Origin of the sequence: Cetobacterium sp. 2G large (assembly GCF_014250655.1) — a bacterium.
Lineage (GTDB): Bacteria > Fusobacteriota > Fusobacteriia > Fusobacteriales > Fusobacteriaceae > Cetobacterium_A > Cetobacterium_A somerae.
In genome coordinates, this window is sequence record NZ_JACHTH010000005.1 from 111573 (window position 1) to 134965 (window position 23393).

General features: G+C 28.2%; 21 protein-coding genes. 16 read left to right on the forward strand and 5 right to left on the reverse strand.

The features are described from left to right. Positions 1 to 18 precede the first annotated feature (18 nt). The 14 genes from rplQ (at position 19) to H5J23_RS03350 (ending at position 14963) form a co-directional block, all read left to right on the forward strand. Positions 19 to 369 (forward strand): 50S ribosomal protein L17, encoded by a 351-nt coding sequence (gene rplQ / locus H5J23_RS03285; protein WP_023050832.1) that lies wholly within the window; start codon positions 19 to 21, stop codon positions 367 to 369. Between the two features lie 233 nt (positions 370 to 602). Beyond that, positions 603 to 803 (forward strand): cold-shock protein, encoded by a 201-nt coding sequence (locus H5J23_RS03290; protein ID WP_023050833.1) that lies wholly within the window; start codon positions 603 to 605, stop codon positions 801 to 803. Positions 804 to 908: 105 nt separating this feature from the next. Further along, positions 909 to 1505 carry a dephospho-CoA kinase gene (coaE, locus tag H5J23_RS03295; RefSeq protein WP_185890958.1) on the forward strand — a complete coding sequence of 199 codons (597 nt, stop codon included), beginning with the start codon at positions 909 to 911 and terminating at the stop codon, positions 1503 to 1505. After that, the gene (locus H5J23_RS03300; protein ID WP_185890960.1) at positions 1502 to 3652 is read left to right on the forward strand and encodes a U32 family peptidase; all 2151 of its coding nucleotides are present in this window, start codon (positions 1502 to 1504) and stop codon (positions 3650 to 3652) included. Before coaE ends, H5J23_RS03300 begins: the two co-directional genes overlap by 4 nt. After that, positions 3652 to 4149, forward strand: coding sequence for a phosphatidylglycerophosphatase A (locus H5J23_RS03305; RefSeq protein ID WP_023050836.1), 498 nt, complete (start codon positions 3652 to 3654; stop codon positions 4147 to 4149). The genes H5J23_RS03300 and H5J23_RS03305 overlap by 1 nt, the downstream gene beginning before the upstream one ends. Positions 4150 to 4161: 12 nt before the next feature. Beyond that, positions 4162 to 5367, forward strand: coding sequence for a CinA family nicotinamide mononucleotide deamidase-related protein (locus H5J23_RS03310; RefSeq protein ID WP_023050837.1), 1206 nt, complete (start codon positions 4162 to 4164; stop codon positions 5365 to 5367). Between the two features lie 3 nt (positions 5368 to 5370). Continuing rightward, positions 5371 to 5919: a helix-turn-helix domain-containing protein gene (locus H5J23_RS14315; RefSeq protein WP_023050838.1), complete on the forward strand. Its 549-nt coding sequence runs from the start codon at positions 5371 to 5373 to the stop codon at positions 5917 to 5919. Between the two features lie 15 nt (positions 5920 to 5934). Continuing rightward, positions 5935 to 8451: a DegV family EDD domain-containing protein gene (locus tag H5J23_RS03320; RefSeq protein WP_185890962.1), complete on the forward strand. Its 2517-nt coding sequence runs from the start codon at positions 5935 to 5937 to the stop codon at positions 8449 to 8451. Between the two features lie 150 nt (positions 8452 to 8601). Beyond that, entirely contained in the window at positions 8602 to 9591 is a 990-nt protein-coding gene (galE, locus tag H5J23_RS03325; RefSeq protein ID WP_185890963.1) for a UDP-glucose 4-epimerase GalE, read from the forward strand. Between the two features lie 47 nt (positions 9592 to 9638). Continuing rightward, positions 9639 to 10346 (forward strand): biotin--[acetyl-CoA-carboxylase] ligase, encoded by a 708-nt coding sequence (locus tag H5J23_RS03330; protein ID WP_185890965.1) that lies wholly within the window; start codon positions 9639 to 9641, stop codon positions 10344 to 10346. A gap of 8 nt (positions 10347 to 10354) precedes the next feature. Beyond that, positions 10355 to 11398, forward strand: a complete 1044-nt coding sequence (gene mnmA, locus H5J23_RS03335) for a tRNA 2-thiouridine(34) synthase MnmA (RefSeq protein WP_185890967.1) — start codon at positions 10355 to 10357, stop codon at positions 11396 to 11398. Positions 11399 to 11410: 12 nt separating this feature from the next. Then, a complete protein-coding gene (locus tag H5J23_RS03340) occupies positions 11411 to 12475 on the forward strand; it encodes a Xaa-Pro peptidase family protein (RefSeq protein ID WP_185890969.1) in 1065 nt (354 codons plus the stop codon). Positions 12476 to 12673: 198 nt separating this feature from the next. Then, complete coding sequence (locus H5J23_RS03345) at positions 12674 to 14206, forward strand: AbgT family transporter (protein ID WP_040405921.1); 1533 nt, start codon at positions 12674 to 12676, stop codon at positions 14204 to 14206. 52 nt (positions 14207 to 14258) lie between these two features. Further along, positions 14259 to 14963 carry an alpha/beta hydrolase gene (locus tag H5J23_RS03350; protein WP_185890971.1) on the forward strand — a complete coding sequence of 235 codons (705 nt, stop codon included), beginning with the start codon at positions 14259 to 14261 and terminating at the stop codon, positions 14961 to 14963. A gap of 19 nt (positions 14964 to 14982) precedes the next feature. On the opposite strand, the gene H5J23_RS03355 is transcribed toward H5J23_RS03350, so the two are convergent. From H5J23_RS03355 to H5J23_RS03370, 4 genes are all read right to left on the reverse strand, one after another. Continuing rightward, complete coding sequence (locus tag H5J23_RS03355; protein ID WP_023049756.1) at positions 14983 to 16275, reverse strand: NCS2 family permease; 1293 nt, start codon at positions 16273 to 16275, stop codon at positions 14983 to 14985. Positions 16276 to 16442: 167 nt separating this feature from the next. Beyond that, complete coding sequence (locus H5J23_RS03360; RefSeq protein ID WP_023049757.1) at positions 16443 to 17522, reverse strand: SEC-C metal-binding domain-containing protein; 1080 nt, start codon at positions 17520 to 17522, stop codon at positions 16443 to 16445. A gap of 74 nt (positions 17523 to 17596) precedes the next feature. Continuing rightward, the gene (sfsA, locus tag H5J23_RS03365; protein ID WP_221892783.1) at positions 17597 to 18319 is read right to left on the reverse strand and encodes a DNA/RNA nuclease SfsA; all 723 of its coding nucleotides are present in this window, start codon (positions 18317 to 18319) and stop codon (positions 17597 to 17599) included. 67 nt (positions 18320 to 18386) lie between these two features. Next, entirely contained in the window at positions 18387 to 18566 is a 180-nt protein-coding gene (locus tag H5J23_RS03370; protein WP_023049759.1) for a 4Fe-4S binding protein, read from the reverse strand. A gap of 191 nt (positions 18567 to 18757) precedes the next feature. Here H5J23_RS03370 and yfcE point away from each other — a divergent pair, with 191 nt between their 5' ends. Then, positions 18758 to 19303 carry a phosphodiesterase gene (gene yfcE, locus H5J23_RS03375; protein ID WP_185890973.1) on the forward strand — a complete coding sequence of 182 codons (546 nt, stop codon included), beginning with the start codon at positions 18758 to 18760 and terminating at the stop codon, positions 19301 to 19303. 27 nt (positions 19304 to 19330) lie between these two features. Here yfcE and lon read toward each other — a convergent pair whose 3' ends face one another. After that, positions 19331 to 21712 carry an endopeptidase La gene (gene lon, locus H5J23_RS03380; protein ID WP_023049761.1) on the reverse strand — a complete coding sequence of 794 codons (2382 nt, stop codon included), beginning with the start codon at positions 21710 to 21712 and terminating at the stop codon, positions 19331 to 19333. Between the two features lie 159 nt (positions 21713 to 21871). Here lon and H5J23_RS03385 point away from each other — a divergent pair, with 159 nt between their 5' ends. Then, a complete protein-coding gene (locus H5J23_RS03385) occupies positions 21872 to 23383 on the forward strand; it encodes a Ppx/GppA family phosphatase (protein WP_185890975.1) in 1512 nt (503 codons plus the stop codon). Positions 23384 to 23393 lie beyond the last annotated feature (10 nt).

Consider the following 23393-nt stretch of genomic DNA (forward strand, 5'->3'; position numbering starts at 1 on the left):
AAGGAGGCTAACTGACTAATGAACCACAATAAATCATATAGAAAGTTAGGGAGAAGAGCTGACCATAGAAAAGCTATGTTAATGAACTTAACAATATCTCTAATTTTATCAGATAGAATAGAAACTACTGTTACTAGAGCAAAAGAGCTTAGAAAGTTTGCTGAGAGAATGGTTACTCTTGGTAAAAAAGGAACTCTTGCGCACAGAAGACAAGCTTTCGCTTTCTTAAGAAGCGAAGAGGCTGTAGCTAAGTTATTTAATGATTTAGCACCAAAGTACGCTGAGAGAAACGGTGGATACACAAGAATCATCAGAACTTCTGTAAGAAAGGGAGATTCTGCTGAGATGGCTATAATCGAATTAGTTTAATTCTAATTCGTTTAAAAGGAGAACTACATTGTAGTTCTCCTTTTTTTATTTGAATACTACAATAATAAACAAAATAAAAAAAATGTCCTAAATTTTAATTATTGTATACAAAAACTTTTTTTTCTTCAAAAAACAAACAAAATGTATTGCAAATTAGAATTGTTTAATGTATAATATATCCATAAAGTGCCTAGGGGGACTTATATATATTTTTATATTATTTGGAGGTTAAGATGTTAAAGGGAACTGTTAAATGGTTTAACAAAGAAAAAGGATTTGGTTTTGTAACATGTGAAGAGGGGAAAGATTATTTCGTACACTTTACTGGAATTATCGGGGATGGATTTAGAACTTTAGAAGAGGGTCAAAATGTTTCATTTATCGTAGAAGAAGGAAACAAGGGACCAATAGCTAAAGAAGTAACTGCAGCTTAATATAGATATGAAACCAAGAGTGAAATTAACATTTCACTCTTTTTTTTATAAAAAAAATCAGAAAATATGTTAGAATATAGTATATTCTATTTTAAGGAGATGGCAATGATATTAGGATTAACTGGTGGCATAGGAAGTGGAAAATCTACAGTTAGTAAAATCTTTTTATCTATGGGAATTAAAGTTTTTGATGCTGATTTAATAGCTAAAGACATTTTAGAAACTGAACAAGTAAAAGAGGAAATAAAAGAAAAACTCGGAAAAGAGTTTATAAATTTAAAAAGTAATTCTGTAGATAAAGAATTATTAAAAAAAGAGGTTTTTAATAACTCAAAAAAATTAAATATATTAAATGGAATAGTTCATCCTAGAGTTGTAGATATATATATAAAAAAATATTTAGAATTTAAAGATAAAAAAGAGATTGTAATTTTTGATGTTCCATTATTGTTTGAAGTTAATTTAGAGAGATATTGTGATAAGGTAATAGTTGTAGATATAGATTTAAAGGTCCAAATAGAAAGAATTAAAAATAGGGATAATATTGACGTTGCTCTAATAAATAAAATAATAGCTGCTCAAATGTCTAGAGAAGAAAGAAATATGAAAGCAGATATTTTAATTGAAAATAATGGAAGTTTAGAGGAGTTAAAACAAAAAATAGAAAAAATAATCAAAGATATAGAAAGAGGAAAAATATGAAAATAGTTGCTCCAGCAGGAAGCATTGAAAGATTTCACGCCGCTATAAAAGCAGGTGCAGATGAGATATACATGGGATTAAAAGGTTTTGGTGCAAGAAGGAACGCTGTAAATTTGACTTTAGAAGAGTATAAAGAAGCATTAGATTATGCACATGCAAGAGGAGTAAAAGTATTCTTAACATTGAATACTATAATGATGGATGTTGAGATAGAAGCAATAGCTATAAATTTAAGAGAACTATATAAACATGGATTAGATGCAGTTATTGTTCAAGATTTTGGATTAGCAGAGTTTATAAAAATTAATTTTCCTGGGTTAGAGCTACATGGAAGTACACAAATGACTGTAGCAAATCATATAGAGGCAAATTATTTAAAATCTATTGGTTTTGAAAGAGTTGTTTTACCTAGAGAGTTAACTTTTGAAGAGATAAAAGAAATAAGAGAAAAAAGTGATATTGAGTTAGAGATATTTGTTTCAGGAGCATTATGTATATCTTATTCAGGGAATTGCTATATGAGCAGTTTTATAGGTGGACGTAGTGGAAATAGAGGAATGTGTGCACAACCTTGTAGAAAAAAATATACTTCTGATGGAAATGATGAAGGGTATACTTTAAGCCCAAAAGATCAGTTATATGGATACGATGAAATTCAAAAATTAAAAGAGATTGGGATAGATAGTATTAAGTTAGAAGGAAGAATGAAAGAACCTAATTATGTATTTCAAACAGTTAATTATTATAAAGAGTTAATTGATGGAAATAACATTGAAGAAAAAAGTTCACAAATATTTAATAGAGGTTATAGTACTGGGTATTTTTATAAAGATAGAAAAGATATAATGAATAAAAGTTTTGCCAGCCATTTAGGAAAAAATCTAGGAGAATTTAATGGAAAAGAATTAAAATTGAAAGAAAAAATAATCTTAGGAGATGGAATAACTTTTTTATCCAAAGATTATGAAAAAATTGGTGGAACTTATATAAATAAAATAGATACTAGATTTGAGAGAAGTAAAAGAGAAGCTAACATTGGAGAAACTTTAATATTAAGAGATATTCCAAAAGAAACAAAGTATATATATAGAAATTACTCTAAAGAAATTAGTGATTTAATTGAATCAAAAATGAAAACAACAGATAAAAAACATGTTATAGATATAGAATTCAAAGGTAAAATTGGAGAGAGAGCTAAAGTAATAGTTTCGACATTAAATAATAGATTTGAACTAATAAAAGTATCATTAGAAAGCGAAGGGACAATAGAAAAAGCTAAAAATAAAGGTACATCACAGGATGTTATAAGTGAGAAGTTATTAGAGATAGGTGATACAACATTTGTTGGATTTATAAAAAATATTGAAATAGATGAGAATATATTTTTACCAATTTCTACGTTAAAACAATTAAAAAGAGATGCGGTAAAACTTCTTCTAGAAAAGTTAATATTAAGTTATAGGAAAGAAAGCTGTAATGAGTTAGTAAAATTATCTAAAAAAGAGGTTAGTGAAAAAAGTAGTATATTATCAGCAATAGTTTCAACAGATGAACAAAAAAATATTTTAATTTCTTACGGAATAGATAAGATATATTTTAAAGGGTATGATGTAGCAAGAGAAGAAAATTTAGAAAAAATAGATTTATCAAATAAAATGGCAAGTAATTTATACCAAGCTTTAGAAAATAAAAATACACAAATAACACTGGGATGGAATTTAAATATATCAAATCGTTATGCCTTTGACCACTTCTCTAATATAGAGAAAATAGACACAATTATAGTTTCTCCTGAAATTAGTTATAGAAGATTAGAAGAGATGGGAGAAACAAAAATAAAAAAAGCTATATTAGCATATGGAAGACCAAGAGCTATGTATACAGAGTTATCTTTAGGAGATGAAGAAGTAAAGGTTATAGAAAATGAGCAAGGAGATAAGTTTACAATAATAAAAAATAGTATAGGAAATAGTGAGATTTATTTAGAAAAGCCATTAAATATACTTAAAGATAGAAAATATTTAGAAAAAATTGGAATCTCTGAACTAGTTTTAGAGTTTACAACTGAAACACCTGAGGAGATAAAAGATATTCTAGATGGAAAGGGAATGTATAAACCTTATAACTATGAAAAAGGAGTGTTTTAATGAATAGAAAAGTAGTTAAAAATTTAGCAACAGTATTTGGTTTAGGAGAGATGCCAGTAGCTCCAGGAACTTTTGGAACTCTAGGAGGAATTCCAATATATGTAGGATTGGTACTTTTAAAAAAAATATTTCCAAATAATATGATTTATAACTCGTTTTACTTTATGTTTTTAATGACATTCTTTGCAATTTCTGTTTATATTTGCGATATAGCAGAAAGAGAAATTTTTAAAGAGAAAGATCCTCAAAAAGTTGTAATAGATGAGGTATTAGGATTTTTGACGACACTTTTTTTAATAAATCCAGTTGGTATATTTCAAACTATTATGGCTATAATAATAGGATTTGTAATCTTTAGATTTTTTGATATAACTAAAATAGGTCCTATTTATAAATCGCAATTTTTTGGAAATGGAGTTGGAGTTGTTTTAGATGACTTTTTAGCTGGAGTTATTGGGAATTTTTTAATGGTTTGTATATGGACAATATTTTTCTAAGAGGTAGATAAAATGAGATGTACTTTAATATTAGTTGGAACAGAACTTTTAAATGGAGCAACTTTAGATACAAATAGTGTATTTATGGCTGAAGAATTAAATAAAGTTGGAATAAAAATTGATTTTAAATTAACGGTAGGAGATTCATTAGAAAAAATAGAAAAGGCTTTAGTATTTGCTAAACAAACAAGTGATTTAGTGATATTATCTGGAGGATTAGGTGCAACAGATGATGATTTAACTAAAGAGGCAATAAGAAAATTTTTAAATAAAAAATTTATAATAGATGATGGAGAATTGGAAGAGTTAAAAGAAAAATTTAAAAAATTAAATATCCAGTTTTTAGATAAAAATCATAAAGAGGTTGAAAAGCCAGAAGGAGCAATTTCAATAAAAAATGATGTAGGGATGGCACCAGCATTTTACATTGATGGAATTGCAGCATTCCCAGGAGTACCTAGAGAATTATATAATATGTTTCCAAAATTTTTAAAATTTTATACAGAAAAATTTTGTGTTGATTTAGATCCAATTTATATTAAAGATATAATAGTTTCTGGAATTCCAGAATCAATACTGGAAGAGAAGATTAAAGAGTATTTCATAGATCCTAATATAGAGTATGAGTTTTTAGTTAAGGATTATGGTATAATAGTTAGGATGCAAACATCAAATAGACATAAAATCACAGTGGAAAAAATCAAGGAAAAGATATATAATAGTATAGGAAAATATATATTAGGCGAAGATAAAGAAAAAATTGAAGATAAAATTTTTAATATTTTAAAAAAGAAAAATTATTCACTTTCTGTAGCAGAATCTTGTACAGGAGGAATGTTATCTTCAACGTTTGTTACAATACCAGGAATATCAGAATATTTTCAAGAGGGAATAATAACATATAGTAACGAATCAAAGGTAAGTCGATTAAAAGTAGACAAAAATTTAATAGAAAAATATGGAGCTGTTAGTAAAGAAGTAGCAGAAAAAATGGTGAATGGATTAACAACCGATGTAGGAATTTCTACAACAGGAGTTGCAGGTCCTGGTGGTGGAACTCAGGAAAAACCTGTAGGATTAGTTTATATTGGAGTTAAAGTTAAAGAAAAGATAGTAAGCTTTAAATTCAATTTCACAGGGGATAGGGAAAAGATAAGAAAAAAAGCAGTTCTCCATAGTCTATTTGAACTATATAAAATCTTAGAGGAGGATGAATAAAAAGTGAGTATAGGAGAGAGAATAAAAAAAAGTAGAAATGAAAAATCATTATCATTAAGAGAGTTAGCAACAATGGTTGATTTATCAGCTAGTTTTTTATCACAAATAGAGCAAGGAAAAGCATCTCCTTCAATTGAGAACTTAAAAAAAATAGCAAATTCATTAGATGTAAGAGTTAGTTATCTGATTGAGGATGAAGAAGTAAAGAAAAATTCAGATTTAATTAGAGCAAAAGAAAGAAAATATGTAGAAAGTGTTGATTCAAATACAACAATTTCTTTATTAACATCATCAAATATAGAGAAAAGTATGGAGCCAATTTTATATGAGATTGGTCCTGGTGGTGAAAGTGGAAGAAGTTACTATACTCACCATGGAGAAGAGTTTATATTTATTCTTGAAGGAAGTTTAGATATATATATAGAAGAAACAGTTCATAGTTTACATGAAGGAGATAGTTTCTATTTTAAATCTAGTCAAAAACATAGATTTAAAAATAATTCAGATAAAAGAGCTAGAGCTCTTTGGGTGGTAAATCCACCAACATTCTAAAAATGGAGGAAAATAATGAATATAGAAGTAAAGGTATTAAACTCTACTAGGCTAACAAAGTTATTAATAGCTGCAAGTAGATGGTTATCAAAATATTCAGATGTTTTAAACGATTTAAATGTATATCCAGTACCAGATGGAGATACAGGAACAAACATGTCTATGACATTACAAGCAGTTGAAAATGAATTAATAAAGTTAAATCATGAGCCAGATATGGAAGAATTAGCTGATATAGTTTCAGAAGCAATTCTTTTAGGAGCAAGAGGAAATTCTGGAACAATTTTATCTCAAATTATTCAAGGATTTTTAGAAGGAGTTAGAACTAAAGAGGAAGTTACAGTAGATGATGTAAAGATAGCTTTTAGATTAGCTAAAGAGAAGGCATATAAAGCTGTAAGTGAACCTGTAGAAGGAACAATGCTAACTGTTATAAGAAGAGTAGCTGAAGAAGCTGAGATCTATAATGGTCCATCAGATGACTTTATTCCATTTTTAGTTTACTTAAAAGAGGCAGCAAAAGAAGCTGTAGAAGAGACACCAAATCAACTACCAAAATTAAAAGAGGCTGGTGTAGTAGATGCTGGAGGACAGGGAATATTCTATATTTTAGAAGGTTTTGAAAAGTCAATTACAGATCCAGAAATGCTTCATGACTTAGAGAGAATAGTTCAATCTCAAGCTAAGAGAAAAGATATAATGGAACACTCTGGAAATCATGTATTTGAAGATATAAAATTCAAATATTGTACAGAATTTGTAATTGAGTCTGGAGATTTTGATTTAGATGACTATAAATCTAAAATAGTAAATTTTGGAGATTCTATGGTATGTGCTCAAACGTCAAAGAAAACAAAGACTCATATACATACAAATAATCCAGGAGCAGTTTTAGAGATAGCTGGTAAATTAGGTAATTTATCAAATATAAAAATCGACAATATGGAGATTCAGCATAAAAATATGCTTTTAGCAGATGCTGAACAGTATAAACTTGATAAAAAAGGTAAAGTTCTAGTTCAAAATGAAAATAGTAAACCTATAGCATATTTTGCTATTGTTGATAATATGGAATTAGGTAATTTATTCTTAGATAATGGAGCTACAGCTGTATTAATAGGAGGGCAAACACAAAATCCTAGTGTTGCTGATATAGAAGAAGGAATTAATAAAATAAAAGCTGATAAGATAGTTATTTTACCAAATAATAAAAATATCATATCATCTGCTAAAATGGCAGCAGAAAGATCTTCTAAAGAGGTTACTGTTTTAGAAACTAAAACAATGTTAGAAGGAGAGTACGTTGTAAAAAATAAAGATTTTGGAATGGACGAAATCTTAAAGCAACTTCCATTTAATACTTCTATTGAGATAACACAAGCAGTTAGAGACACAAAAGTTGATGAGTTATTGATATCTCAAGGAGATTATATAGCATTAATTAATGGAAAAATAAAATTAAGAGCAGCTACATTAGAAGAAATTATAGAAAATACATATAAAGAATGTGTAAATAGTGAAACATTAAATATATTTGCATGTATTGGAAAAGGTTCTACTGAGGAAGCAAATAAAATTCTTAAAGGAATAAAATCTACAGTTAAGTATTCAGATTTAGTAATAGGACAGGAAAATTATCCATACTATATATATATAACAAATAGAAACCCTGAATTGCCTGAAATTGCCATTGTAACAGATTCTACGTCAGATTTAACACCAGATATGATAAAAGGCTTAGATGTGGACATAATCCCGTTAAAAATAAAGTTAGCAGGAGATACATATTATAGAGATGGTGTAGATATTTCTAAAGGAGAGTTTTGGAAACAATTATTAAAAGAAAATATAGTTCCAAAAACATCTCAACCATCACCAGCTGAATTTAAAGAACTTTATGAAAAGTTACTTGAAAAAGGTTATAAAAAAATAATTTCAATTCATATTTCAAGTAAATTAAGCGGAACTCAGCAAGCTGCTAGAGTAGCAAGAGGAATGCTAAATAAAGAGGATGATATTGCTATAGTAGATTCTAAAGTAGTAACATTTGCTTTAGCACATATAGTTTTAGAAGCAGCAAAAATGGTAAAAGAAGGAAAGTCATTCGATGAGATAATAGAATGGATTGACGAAACAAAAAGTAAAATGAAAGTTTATTTTGTTGTAAAAGAACTTTCATATTTAGAAAAAGGTGGAAGAATAGGAAGAGCATCGTCAGTAATTGGTGGATTCTTAAAAATTAAACCAGTTTTAAAATTAGAAAATGGAGAAGTATGTATTGAAGCGAAGGCTCTTGGAGAAAGAGGAGCTTTATCATATATGGAAAAACTAATTAAAAATGAAAAAAATTCAATAATAATGTATACTGGTTGGGGTGGAACTCGTAGTGAATTAGAGGCTGCAGACCAATTGAGAAGTATTGCAGAAAAAACAAAAAAATTGGATTATAGAGGTAGAATGGAGATAGGAGCAACTATAGCTTCGCATACAGGACCTGTATATGGAATGGGAATTTTAAATAAAATAAGATAGTAAAAAATAGCTAGATTTATAATCTAGCTATTTTTACAAATGTAATCTTTTTTAAATAAATTAAATAAGATACAGCATAAAGAGTTTTAAAAGGATTGACTGGACATTAAAAAGCAAATATAATAAAGAAAAAACCATAGGAGGATAAAGATGGCAATATTAGTTTGTGGTGGAGCTGGATACATTGGAAGTCATGCAGTAAAGGCTTTATTAGAAGCAAAAAGAGAGGTAATTGTTTTAGATAATATGCAAACAGGGCATGTGGAAGCTATTCCAGAGAATATAAAATTAGCTTTAGGAGACTTAAGAGATGTAGAGTTTTTAAAAAAAGTTTTTAAAGAGAATAAAATAGAGGGAGTTATACACTTTGCAGCCGATTCTTTAGTAGGAGAAAGTATGACAAATCCAGCTAAATATTTTGAAAATAATGTAGTTGGATCAATGAACTTATTAAATACAATGAAAGAACATAATGTGAAGAACATTGTATTTTCATCGACAGCAGCAACATATGGTGAACCTAAAAATATACCAATTTTAGAAACAGATGAAACTTTGCCAACAAACCCTTATGGTGAGAGTAAATTAATGGTTGAAAAATTATTAAAATGGTATGACTACGCATATGGAATAAAATACACAGCTCTTAGATATTTTAATGTAGCTGGAGCTTATCCAACAGGAGAAATTGGAGAAGATCATAGTTCAGAAACTCATCTTATTCCAATAATATTACAAGTAGCATTAGGAAAGAGAGAGAAAATAGGTATATATGGAGATGATTATCCAACGGAAGATGGAACATGTATAAGAGATTACGTTCATGTAATGGATTTAGTAGATGCACATATACTAGCTTTAGATAGATTAAAAAATGGTGGAGAAAGTACAGTTTATAATTTAGGTAATGGAGAGGGATTCTCAGTTAAGCAAGTTATAGATGTAGCAAGAAAAGTAACAAAGCATCCAATACCAGCAGAGGTATCTCCAAGAAGAGCAGGCGATCCAGCAAAGTTAGTTGCTAGCTCAGAGAAAGCAATGAAAGAGTTAAAATGGAAACCTAAGTATGCATCGTTAGATTCAATAATAGAAACAGCTTGGAAGTGGCATAAAGAAAATCCTGAGGGATATAACGACTAAAAAATTAGGCAGAATTCTGCCTAATTTTTTCTTTATAAGGAGAAAGTATGAGAATATATAAATTTGATGAGATAGATTCTACAAATAAGTTTTTAAGAGAAAAGGAAGATGTAATAGAAGGAGATTTAGCAATAGCAAAAGTTCAAACATTGGGAAGAGGAAGAAGAGGAAATAAGTGGGTTTCTACAGAAGGAGCCGCATTGTTTTCATTTGTGTTAAAACATGATATAGAAATACCGGAAGAGGAGTATATGAAATTATCTCTTTTAATAGGATACTCTCTTTTATATTCATTAAAAAAAATAGAAAATTTAGATTATAAGTTTAAATGGACGAATGATTTATATTTAGATGAAAAAAAAATAAGTGGAATTTTAGTAGAGAAAATAAGAGATAACTATATTATTGGAATAGGTTTAAATATAAATAATTTAAATTTAGAAGAAGCTAAAAGTATTGCAATATCATTGAGAGAAAAAACAGGTAAAACATATGATTTAGAGAAAGTTATAGCTACTGTTGTTGAAGATTTTTATAATAATTTTCAAGAGTTTAAAAAAGGAAAATGGAAAGAGATATTAGAAAAAATTAATAAAGTTAACTATCTATATGGTAAGAGAATAAATATTGTTACATTTGATAAAGAAGAAAGTGGAATAGCAGGAGATATTTTAGAAGATGGAATGTTAGAAGTATTTATAGGAGATGAAATAAAAAAATATAATATTGGATCAATTCACATATCAAAAAAATAGAGGAAAATATGAATAAGAAAAGAATAGTTTTAGGACTGAGTGGTGGAGTAGATTCATCAACTTCAGCATATATGTTAAAAGAAGATGGATTTGAAGTAATTGGAGTTACTTTAGTAGTTAGTAAAGAGCAGAGAGAATCACAAGATCTGAAAGATGCAATATCTCTTGGAAAAGAATTAAATATAGAGCATATAGTTTTGGATATTGTAGATGAGTTTAATGAAAAAATTGTAAAGTATTTTATAGATGAATATTCAAAAGGGATGACACCATCACCTTGTGTAGTTTGTGATGAGATAATAAAAATAAAAAAATTAATAGAGATTGCTAATTTAAAAGAGGCCTATTATATAGCAACTGGTCATTATTGTGAGATAAGTAAAGAAAATAGATTTAAAAGAAATCTGTTTAAAAAACCAAAGGATGTAAGAAAAGATCAAGGTTATATGTTGTATAGAATAGAGCCTGAAATAATAGAAAGAATGATATTTCCTTTAGCTAAATATGAAAAAACTATTGTCAGAGAAAAAGCTAAAAAATATGGAGTAAAAGTTTTTGATAAGAAAGATAGTCAAGGTATATGTTTTGCAAAAGAGGGATATCTAGAATTTTTAAAAAAAATGTTAGGTGACAAGATTAAACCTGGAAACTATTTAGATAAAACTGGAAAGATTTTAGGTCAACACCAAGGATATCAATTATATACAATCGGCCAAAGAAGAGGACTAGGAGTCTTATTTTCTAAAATATATTTTATTGTTGATATTTTACCAGAAACAAATGAAATAATTTTAGGTGATTATTCAGAGTTATATAAAAAAAGAGTAGAATTAGAAAACTTTAAAACCCATATTTCTTTTGATGAATTAAAATCAATGAGGGTTTTAGCAAAGCCAAGGTTTTCAAGCCAAGGTTTTTATGGTAAAGTAATTAAAGAAAACGAAAAAATATATTTTGAATATGAAAATAAAAATCCACAAAATGCAAAAGGACAGCATTTAGTAATATATAGTGATGACTTAGTAGTGGGTGGAGGAAAAATAATATTTTAAGGGGGTAATTTAATGAATTTAGAAAAGTTAATGAAAGAAAAAAATGTTGATGCGGTTTTAATTACTAATATGCTTAATGTGAGATATTTTACAGGTTTTACAGGAACAACAGGAGTAGCATTAGTAGCAGGAGATAAGAAGTTTTTTATAACTGATTTTAGGTATGTAGCTCAGGGGAAGGAACAAGTAGAAAAAAATGGTTATGAATTAATTTGTGAAAATATATCTACATTAAAAAAAGTTGGAGAGATATTAAAAGAATTTAAAGTTGAAAAATTAGGGATTGAAAATCAAAATGTAACACTAGATCAATTTAAACTTTTTGAAAGCAATTTTCCAAGTTTAGAATATGTATATTTAGATGATAATTTTACAAAGATAAGAGAAATCAAGTCAGAAAAAGAGATAGAAATAATAAAAAAATCTGTGGAAATTGCAGAAAAAGCTTTAGAATTAACAATTCCTAAAATCAAAATTGGAGTAAAAGAGAGTGAGATTGCAGCAGAACTAGAATATCAAATGAGAAAATTAGGAGCTTCAAAGCCATCTTTTGATCTTATTGTAGCATCTAATGAAAGATCAGCTTTACCTCATGGAGTAGCTAGTGATAAAAAAATAGAGGAAGGTTTTTTGACAATAGATTATGGATGTTTTTACAAAGGATATGCTTCAGATATAACAAGAACATTTTATGTAGGAGATAATCCCTCAGAAAAACATTTAGAGATATATGAAATTGTAAAACAAGCAAATGAAAAAGCAATAAAAGAGGTTAGAGCAGGAATTTCAGTTCATGAATTAGATGCAGTAGCTAGAGATTTTATTAAAGAAAAAGGGTATGGTGAATACTTTGGTCATGGATTAGGACATGGTATTGGACTTCAAATTCATGAATATCCAGGAGTTTCTTTTAAGGCAGAGAATAAAATATTAAAAGAGGGAATGGTAATAACAATTGAGCCTGGAATTTATCTTCCAAATTTTGGAGGAGTAAGAATCGAAGATGATATTTTAGTAAAAAAAGATTCTTATGAAATTTTAACGTCATTGGATAAATCATTTAAAAAAATTAAATAATGTATAAAACAATGTAAAAAATACAAAAAATGTTCGTAAAAAGTACTAATTGCAGAACAATATATATTTTTTTTATAAAAAATATATAAAATTAATCTTGTTAATTTTATATAAAATATGGTATCCTTTATCTATAGTAGAAAGTTTATTAATCATTTTATAATAAAATGAAAATAAATTATCAATATGGAGGGGAAAATGGAAGCTGAATTAAAAAAGAACGAACTTAATAACAAGAGTTTTATTGACAAATTCTTGAACATAATTGAAAAGGGAGGAAATGCCCTACCACATCCAGCTACACTTTTTGCAATATTAGCTGTAGTAGTTATTATTATATCTGGAATAGGTGGAGCTTTAGGTTGGTCTGTTGATTTTGTTGGAATCAATAGTAAAACAATGAAGACAGAGGAGATGGTTATATCAACAAAATCTCTAATGACTAAAGAGGGAGTAAATTATATATTTACATCTATGGTTAAAAACTTTACTGGATTTGCACCTTTAGGGACAGTACTTGTAGCAATAATTGGAATAGGTATTGCTGAAAGATCTGGATTAATGGCAGCAATATTAAAAAAAGTTGCATTATCTACACCTAAAAAATTAGTAACTGTTATGGTTATTTTCTTAGGAATTATGTCAAACGTAGCATCAGATGCAGGATACGTTGTATTACCACCATTGGCAGCATTAATCTTCTTGTCATTTGGAAGACATCCAATTGCTGGATTAGCGGCAGCATTTGCTGGAGTTTCTGGAGGATTCTCAGCTAACTTGTTAATTGGAACAATTGATCCACTTTTAGGAGGTATATCAACGGAAGCTGCAAAAATACTTGATCCAACTTATGAGGTTTTACCAACAGCAAACTGGTACTTTATGATGGCATCAACATTTGTAATTGCTTTCTTAGGAACTTTAATTAATGATAAAATAGTAGAACCAAGATTAGGGAAATATACAGGAGATGAAGCTATTGATTTCCAAGAAGTTACTGTGGAAGAGAAAAAAGCTTTAAGATCAGCTGGAATGGCTACAGTAGTTATGTTAGTTTTATTAGTACCAATTTATTTTGCATTAGGTAAAAACTTCTTAGGAAGTGGATTGGTACCAATAATCGTAATTTTCTTCGCACTTCCAGGATTAGCTTATGGTAAATCTATTGGAACAATAAAAAATGATTCAGATGTAATGGGTATGCTTACTAAATCAATGCAAGGAATGGCTGGATATATAGTTTTAGTATTCTTCGCAGCGCAATTTATAGCATATTTTGGATATACAAACTTAGGGACAATTTTAGCTGTAAAAGGAGCAGACTTCTTAGAAACAGCTGGAATTGGTGGGATTCCATTAGTAATAGGATTTATATTAATCGTAGGATTCTTAAATCTATTTATGGGATCAGCTTCAGCTAAGTGGGCTATATTAGCACCAGTATTTATTCCGATGTTAATGAGAATAGGATACTCACCAGAGTTTACTCAGTTAGCTTATAGAATAGGAGATTCAAGTACAAATATAATTTCTCCTTTAATGTCATATTTTGCAATGATAATTGTATTTATGCAAAAATATGATAAGAAAGCTTCTTTAGGAACATTGATATCAGTAATGCTTCCTTACTCAATAACATTCTTAATTGGATGGTCAATTTTCTTAGCAGCTTGGATGTTAAGTGGATTCCCAATTGGACCAGAGGTACAAATACTACTAAAAGGAATGTAATATCTTAAGGCTTGATTAATTTCAAGCCTTTTATTATTTATAGAGGTGAAAAATGAAAAAAAATATAATTTTAATACATGGAGCGGGTGTTGGGGGATGGGTTTTTAGAGATATAGAAAAGATATTAAAACTTTATGGTAATAATGTATATTGTCCAAGTCTATCAGGAATAGGAGATAGAAAAAAAATTCTAGAAAATAAAATTAATTTGACTACTTATGCAAAAGAGGTAGAACATCTAATAGTAGAAAATAATTTAGATAATATATACTTAATTGGACACTCTTTTGGAGGCGCAGTAGTATCAGCTGTAGTAGAATTAGTTCCTGAAAGAATAAAATATCAAATATATATTGATAGTTTTTTTCTAGAGGATAACGAAAGTATTTTAACTTTATTTGGAGAAAAAAGAGAAGGTGAGTTATATGAAATATGTAAAAATGAAGGAGAGGATAAATACTTGCCTAAAAGATTATTTGGAAAGGAGCATCCGCTAATAAAAGATATGCCTTTTAATCCATATAAGGAAAAAGTTAAATTTAAAGGAAATGGAAAAAAAATTCCAGGAGCTTATATAGATTGTTTAGATAGTACTGGATTTGAGCATTTAGAAAAACCTAAAAAAATTATGAAGAAAAGAGTAGAAAAAAGAAAGTGGAAGTATATAACGTTAGACTCTGATCATGTTCCAATGACAAAATCACCAGCTAGGGAAAAATTAATTGAAATATTACTTGAATTAATAAAAGACAGCTAAAAATAGCTGTCTTTTACTTTTATACAATTAGACTTAGAACTGATAAAGCTCCTATAAAGATAAGAGTAGGATTTAATTTTTTAAAATCTCCAGTTCCAGCATGGATAATTATATAAGATATGAAACCAAATGCTAGTCCAGTGCTGATACTATAAGTTAATGGCATCATTAATATTGTAACAAAAGATGGAAAAAGAGTTTTATAATCTTTCCAATCTAGTTCATAAATATTTTTAAACATATAAACTCCAACGATAATAAGAGCTGGTGATGTTGCAAATGATGGAACAATAGAAACTAAAGGGGTAAAGAATAATGCAACTATAAAGAAAAGAGAAGTTACAACTGAAGCTAATCCAGTTCTAGCACCAGCAGCAATTCCAGCAGCTGTTTCTGAAAGAGTAGTAACAGTACTTGTTCCTAGAACTGCACCTATTATAGTAGAAGTAACATCTGCGTATAGCATTTTTCCAAGATCTTTAACTTTTCCATTTTTATCTGCTAGTCCAATCTCCTTAGAGCATGCAATTAAAGTTCCAAGTGAATCAAAAAGATCAACAAACATAAAAGAAAAAGCTGGGCCTAATAAAGATAATTTAAGAGCACCCATAATATCTAATTTAAAAGCTATTGGTGCAATACTAGGTGGCATAGATACAATAGAGTTAGGCATTATAGTATCACCAGTGAATAGACCTATAACAGTAGATGAAATTATACCTATTAATATTCCACCTTTAACTTTTTTTATTTCTAATATAATTGCAATAAAAAGACCAATAACTCCAATTAAAATTTGTGAGTTAAATCTTGCTAAACCAATAATTGTTGCTGGATTAGAAGAAACAATTCCTAAAGTTTTTAGACCAATAAAAGCGATAAAAAGACCAATTCCTCCAGTCACAGATATTTTTAAGCAAAGTGGAATAGCATTTGCAATTTTTTCTCTAATTCCTCCAATTGATAAAAAGAAGAAAAATACACCAGAAAGAAAAACAATACCTAAAGCTGTTTCCCAAGGAATACCTCTTCCAATAACAAGAGAATAAGTAAAAAATGCATTTAAACCCATACCTGGTGCTAAAGCAAAAGGTGCATTAGCTAAAAGGGCAGATATAAGAGTTCCAATTGCTGCTGAAATAATGGTAACAGTAATAAGGGCTCCTTTATCCATTCCAGATTCACTAAGAATAGCAGGATTGATAAAAATAATATAAGCCATAGTTAGAAAAGTAGTAGTTCCTCCAATAATCTCATGTTTGATGCTACTATGCCTTTCTTGGATTTTAAAAAAATTGTTTAAAAAATTCATACAAAACTCCTTTATTTTTCTGTATATTATACATAAAAAATACATTAAAATGAAGAAAAAAATAAATTCTTGACAAAATCTTGCAAATACTATACTATTAAAGTATAGAAATTAACTAAAACCAAATATAATTGAATAAAAAAATAGGAGCTAAGCTCCTATTTTTTTTATTTTCCACAACATTTTTTATATTTTTTTCCTGATCCACATGGACAGTTTTCATTTCTACCAACTTTATTAACTACTCTTGGTGGTTGATTTTCACCAAAAACTTCAACATATGAATGTCCTTTTAGAGTCCAAAGAGGTAAAGACTTAGAAATTTTAGTTACAAGAGCTGTAAATATAGATTCAGAATTAGAATTATCAAATTTAATTCTAGTTTTACTATCAGAAACAATCTCTTCTATAGGTAGATTATTTTTTAATCTATCAATTATTGTTGTAATTTCAAATCCAATTTGAGCTCCTTGCATTTTGTGAGACATTAGAAGGGCAATTAAATCAGCAACTTCTTGAGTTTTTTCAATGAAGAAGTAATTCCAATAGTTTTTGTACTCATCATTTGTTAATATTTTGTACTCTAAACCATCATATTTAATTGTTTCATGTAAAATATCAACAGGTTCAGAAACAGAATCAGCTACTAAATAGATAGTTTTGCTTCCAGAATCTTCTAATTTTGATATAAATACATTTAAAATCCATCTACAATCAATAAAAGCATGAATTTTCTCTAAAGTAATATCTTTAAATGTAGGAAGTAAAAGTTCTAATAATTTATGCTCATCAATAACACCATAGAATCTAATCATTCCTAAAATTAGCATCTCAAGTTCCTGATAAGAGTCAATTAAAACTTTATTCTCTTCTTTTTGAGAAATAGAATTTATAGTTTCAATAAACCATGTTGAGATAAGGTAGTGGTTATTGTCTTTTTCTTTTATAACATTTTTAGATATAAATCCAAAACTTTGTAACGGTAATAAAAATTCCTCATATTCAAAGAAATCTTGTTCGCTAACTTGGTTTTTCTCAACATTAAATTGAGAAAGTAAAGATATAGTATCCTTAGAAAAAATTTCTAAAAAAGCTGAAGTATTATTTTCATAAGCTTCTGTAACCTTTTCTATAATTTTTCCTTTAACAGTACTTTTAGCAATTTTTATATTAAATTTAGCTAAGATTTTAAAAAGATCATCTTTAAGTAAACTATTTAAAGATTCAATTAAAAATTTGTCTTCCACAGTGACCTCCAAACATTTTTATTACTATTATATCATAAAAATATGAAAATACAAAAATGTATAGAAATCTATATTTAGAAGTTATTTTTATAAGGAATGATTTTAATTTTTTTATGTTTAAAGAAAATTTCGCCATTGATAAAAGAAAATTGTAGAGGATAGACTTCAACCCCTTCTTCAATTGCTTTATAAAATGTTTTGTAAAAAATTGGATCAGTTTCATAATTAGGAACAAAAAAATCAGAATCTCTCAAAATAATAAGTATAACAGCAGCACGATGGCCAGATTTTTTAATTTCAATTAGCTCATTTAAGTGTTTAGTTGCTCTTACACTTGGAGCATCTGGGAAAGTAGCGATTTTATTTTTAGAAAGAGATACTCCTTTAGTTTCGATATATATCTTTTCTCCATTTTTTTCAATTAAATAGTCTAATCTGCTATTACCAAATTTAACTTCAGGTTTTATAAAATCTATTTTTCCAAAGATAGAAATATCCTCATTTTTAAAATAATTGTCGGTGATATATCTATGAATAGATGAATTAATTAAAATTTCTTCATTATCATCTGCACAAGCGGCAATAACGTCCCATAAAGTTTTTCGATTCTCGATATTTTTTGCTTTTCTTAAAAAAACTTGATTTCCAGGAAAAAAAAGTTCTTTAATTCTTCCTGAATCATGAACATGAGCAGTAATTATCTCATTATTATTAAGCTCTAGTGATGCTGTAAATCGATTAGGTCTATCTATAAATTTTCCAATTTCATCAATATTAACTTTGTAAATAAGTTTCATTAAGCCCCCTTTAATATAAATATATAATAAAAAAGAGATCAATTTCTTGATCTCTTATTGTAAGTTATTACTCAGCTGGAGCGATACACTCAACAGGACAAGCACCTGCACAAGCACCACAATCAATACATTGATCCTCGTCGATTCTTCTTTTTCCTCCATCAACCTCTGAAATGCAGCTAACAGGACAGATTGCCTCGCAAGTTCCGCATCCGATACAGATATCTTCGTTAATTCTATGAGCCATGATAACCTCCTAAAATAATTTTAATTAAGTATAAATATACAACTTTAATGTATACTCGACAGAAGTATACCATTTTAATATTAAAAAGGCAACTCTTTTCTAAAAGTATTATTAAAAAGAAAATAATAAATTCCTTTTTTTTTCTAGAAAATTGATATATAATGAAAAAAAATATTTTAAGGAGATTAGCTATGAAAATTTTTGTAATGTCAGATATTCATGGATCAAGTTATTTCTTAAAAAAAGCGTTAGAAGCTTATAAAAAAGAAGAAGCTAAATATATATTAATATTAGGTGATGAATTATATCACGGACCAAGAAATCCATTGCCATTGGAATATAATCCAAAAGAAGTTGCAGATATACTAAATAATTATAAGGATAAAATAATTGCAGTTAGAGGAAATTGTGATAGCGAAGTAGATCAAATGATGTTACAATATCCAATTTTAGGAGATTATTCTACGATTTTTTTAAAAGAGAAGAGAATTTTTGTAACACATGGTCATGTATATAGTGAAGAAAATTTGCCTAATATTTGTGAAGGAGATATATTTATGTATGGGCATACTCATCTACCAGTAGCATATGAAAAAGATGGTATATATAGATTAAATCCAGGTTCTATATCTTTACCAAAAGGTGGAAATGTAAATAGTTATGGAATTTTAGAGGATAACTACTTTTGTATAAAAAGTTTAGATGGTGATATTATAAAAGAGATTGAAATAAAGTAAAAAGGAATGCATTGAAGCATTCCTTTTCTATTTTTTTATAGTGTAATTAATAACATCAGTGAAATAATCAACATAATTAACTGTAATACCAGTTTTTAAAAAATCTGGAAGTCTATCAAAATCTTTTTTATTATCTTTAGGAAGAAGTAGTTCAAAGATACCAACTCTTCTAGCAGCGATAGTTTTTTCTCGAACTCCTCCAATAGGTAAAACTTTACCAGTTAAAGTTAATTCTCCAGTCATGGCAATACCTTTTCTAATAGGAGTATTAGTAGCTAAAGAGTAAAGAGCTAAAGCCATTGTGATACCAGCAGATGGGCCATCTTTAGGAGTAGCACCTTCAGGTACATGTAGATGAACTCTATTTTTATCAAAAAATTCTTTTGCTTCAGCAGGAAGAGTGTTATCCTTAGCGAGTAATGATCTAATATATGAATATGCAATCTCTGCTGATTCTTTCATAACATCTCCCAATTGCCCTGTTAGCTTTAATCCACTCTCTTTATTACTGATACTAGCTGCTTCAATATATAGTGTTGCACCACCCATAGAAGTCCATGCCAATCCAAGAGTAACTCCTGGAATTTCATTTTGGTAAAGTTCTTCTGTAGTAAAAATTGGAACTCCTAAATAAGATTCGACATTATTTTCGTTTATTCTAACTTTTTCCTTATTACCTTCAGCAATTTTCAGATTTACTTTTCTCATAATTTTTCGAATACATTTATCCAAAGTTCTAACTCCAGCTTCTCTAGCATATTTATCTATTATAAATTTTAGAGCATTTTTACTTATCGTAATCTCTTTATTATCCAAAGCGTGAGCTTTAAGTTGTTGAGGAATTAAGTATTTTTGAGCTATTTGTAATTTTTCTTCAAGTATATAGCCTGATAAATGAATGATTTCCATTCTATCAAGTAATGGTCTTGGAATTGTATCTAGTTGATTTGCAGTTGTAACAAAAAGAATTTTTGATAAATCATATCTTATATCTAAGTAGTGATCTAAAAAATCCTTATTTTGTTCTGGATCTAAAACTTCTAATAAAGCAGAAGCGGGATCTCCTCTAAAACTATTTCCAATTTTATCTATTTCATCAATCATAATAACAGGATTTGATGTTTGTACAAGCTTTAAAGCTTGAATAATTTTTCCAGGCATAGCTCCAATGTATGTTCTTCTATGCCCTTTGATTTCAGCTTCATCAACCATACCACCAACAGAGAAACGATAAAATTTTCTATTTAATGATTCTGCTATTGATTTACCAATTGATGTTTTTCCAACTCCTGGAGGTCCGACTAAACAAAGAATGGATCCATTAACATTTCCAGTTTTTATAACTGTACTTACAAATTCTAAAATACTATTTTTTATATCTTCAAGACCATAGTGATCCCGATCTAAAATTGTTTTAGCCTTCTTTATATCCAATCTATCTTTTGAAAAAACGCCCCATGGAAGTTCAACAATAGACTCAATATATGTTCGAGCTACATGATATTCAGGAGAACCTTGATCAAGTAGAGAAAGTTTTTCAAGTTGTTCATCAACTATCTTTTCAGCTTCTGGAGATAGATGAATATGATTTATTTTATCTACAATTTTATCAATAACTGCTGATTTTTCATCTTTTTCTAATCCAAGTTCCTGTTTTATTAATTTTAGCTGTTCTCTTAAAAAATATTCTTTTTGTTGCTTACTAACTTTATCTTCGATTTGTTTAGAAATTTTAGCTTGAAGTTGGGAGATTTCTAATTCTTTTTTCAGCATCGTTAAAAGTCTTTGTGAACGATTAACTATACTAAACTCTTCTAAAAGTTCTTGGAGATCCTTTGCTTCAGCTTTTAGCATTGAAGAAACAAAATCTATAAAAATACTAGGATGGTCATATGATGCTTGGGAAACTAAGAGTTTTAACTCCTCTTTTAGTATAGGATTAACTTCAAAAATTTCCTTTAAAGATGTCATAATGGCAAGCATATAAGCTTTAAGTTCAACGGATGAATCAGTTGTTTCTCTATTATATTTTACTTTCCAACACAATCTAGAATTTCCAGGGACAACTTTTTTCTTTTTAAATCTTTCTACACCAAAAACAATAGCTTGAACAGAATCTTGGGAGATAGATGTAACTTTATTAATTTTAACAACAGTTCCAACATCATATAAAGTTGAGTTGAAGTAATCATTATCATCAATATCTTTCACAAAAACTAAACCGATGAAACCGTTATAGTGTTCCTCTGCATCTTTTATTGCTTGTAAAAAATCCTCTCCTGTGAAAGCGATTGGAGTTAGAATATTTGGGAAAATAGGTCTTATTACAAGAGGTAAAATTGGAATATCTTCTGGTAACAAATCCCTTATATTAACAAGATCAGTAGAATTATTATTTGTACTAGTCATAGCCTCCTCCTTTTGTTTCCGTTATTATAATTAGAGTACATATAAATGCCTATATTTCCTTTTATAAATTAAAAATAAAAGTTGAAATTTATTTTGAAAAGGAAGAGAGATAAAAAAGCAGTAAATCCTTAAAAATACAAAAGTTTTGGAGGAGTTAAAATGACTTTAAGAAAAAGAATTTGCGTTATGGATATTGGTTCTAACTCTATTAGAATGGTTATATATGAAATTACTCCGAATAAATCTTTTATTCCAATAGAGGATATAAAGGAAACCGTTAGATTAGGAGAGGGGATAAACGATAAAAAAGAGTTAAAGGATGAAAAAATAAAATTAGCATTAAAAACAATACAATTATTTAAAAAAGTATGTTTAAAAAATAACGTAGATGAAATTGTAGCTTTTGGAACAGCAGCTTTAAGAATTGCTACAAATGGAGAATATCTATTAAAAGAAATATTAAAAACAACAGGAATAGATGTAATTGTTTTTAAAGGTGAGGATGAAGCATATTTTTCTTTTGAAGGAGCAATAAACACATTAGATATAAAAGATGGAGTTGTAATTGACTTGGGTGGATCAAGTTTAGAAATAGTTCACTTTGAAAATAGAGAAGCTTTAGAGAGAGTAAGTTTAAATTTTGGAGCAGTAACTTTATCAGAAATTGCAGATTTAAAAGATAAATTAAGTAAAAAAGATGAAGAGACATTAAGAGAGTTTATACAAAACCAACTTAAAATAGTTCAGTGGAAAGATAAAATAAAAGATTTACCTTTAATAGGGGTAGGAGGAACCGTTAGAAATATTGGAGGAGTAAATCTATATATGAATAACTATCCTTTGGAGTTATTACATAATTATAAGGTAAGTGTTGATGGTGTAAAAGAAGTGGTAAACTTTTTAAAAGATAAAGACTATAAAGAGAAACAAGATGTACAAGGATTATCAAAAGCGAGAGCTGATGTTTTTATAGGAGCAGCGATAGCAGTAGAAGAGGTATTAACATATTTCTCTTTAAAAGAGTTAATAATTAGTGGCTATGGAATAAGAGAGGGAGTTTTGTATGAAAGGCTCAGCGAATGTGGGAAAGTTATTCAAGATCCTTTTGAAGATGGTTTTAGAGAGATATTGGAAATTTTGGATATTAATACAATAATAAAAGAAAAACAATATAAAATTTTTAAAAAAATATGCTTATCATTGGATGGAGAATATAAGCTTAAAGGAATAAATGAAAAAATAATAAAGATAGTGACGTATTTATATGATATAGGAAAGAGTATTAATTTTGTAAATTATCCATTGCACTCAGCTTATATGATATTAAATTTGGGAGTAAAAGGTATTGAGCAAAAAGAACTTGTAGCCTCAGCATTAATTGTAGCTAGAGGAAATAAAAAATATAAAGGGTTAGAAAAATATAAGGAGATGTTTAAAGATAGTGAAATAGATGAATTAATGATGCTTTCTAAAATATTGAATATGACAAATATATTTTATGATGATTTATTATTGGAAGATGAAAATTTTGAAATAGAAATTACAAAAGATGAGATTATATTTTTTATTAAAGATAAAGATGAAGAGGACTTAAAAATTATTGATTTATTTATATCTCAGAAAAAATTTATAAATACTTTTGATAAAAAATTGAAGTTTAAAATGAAATAAATAGAATGGA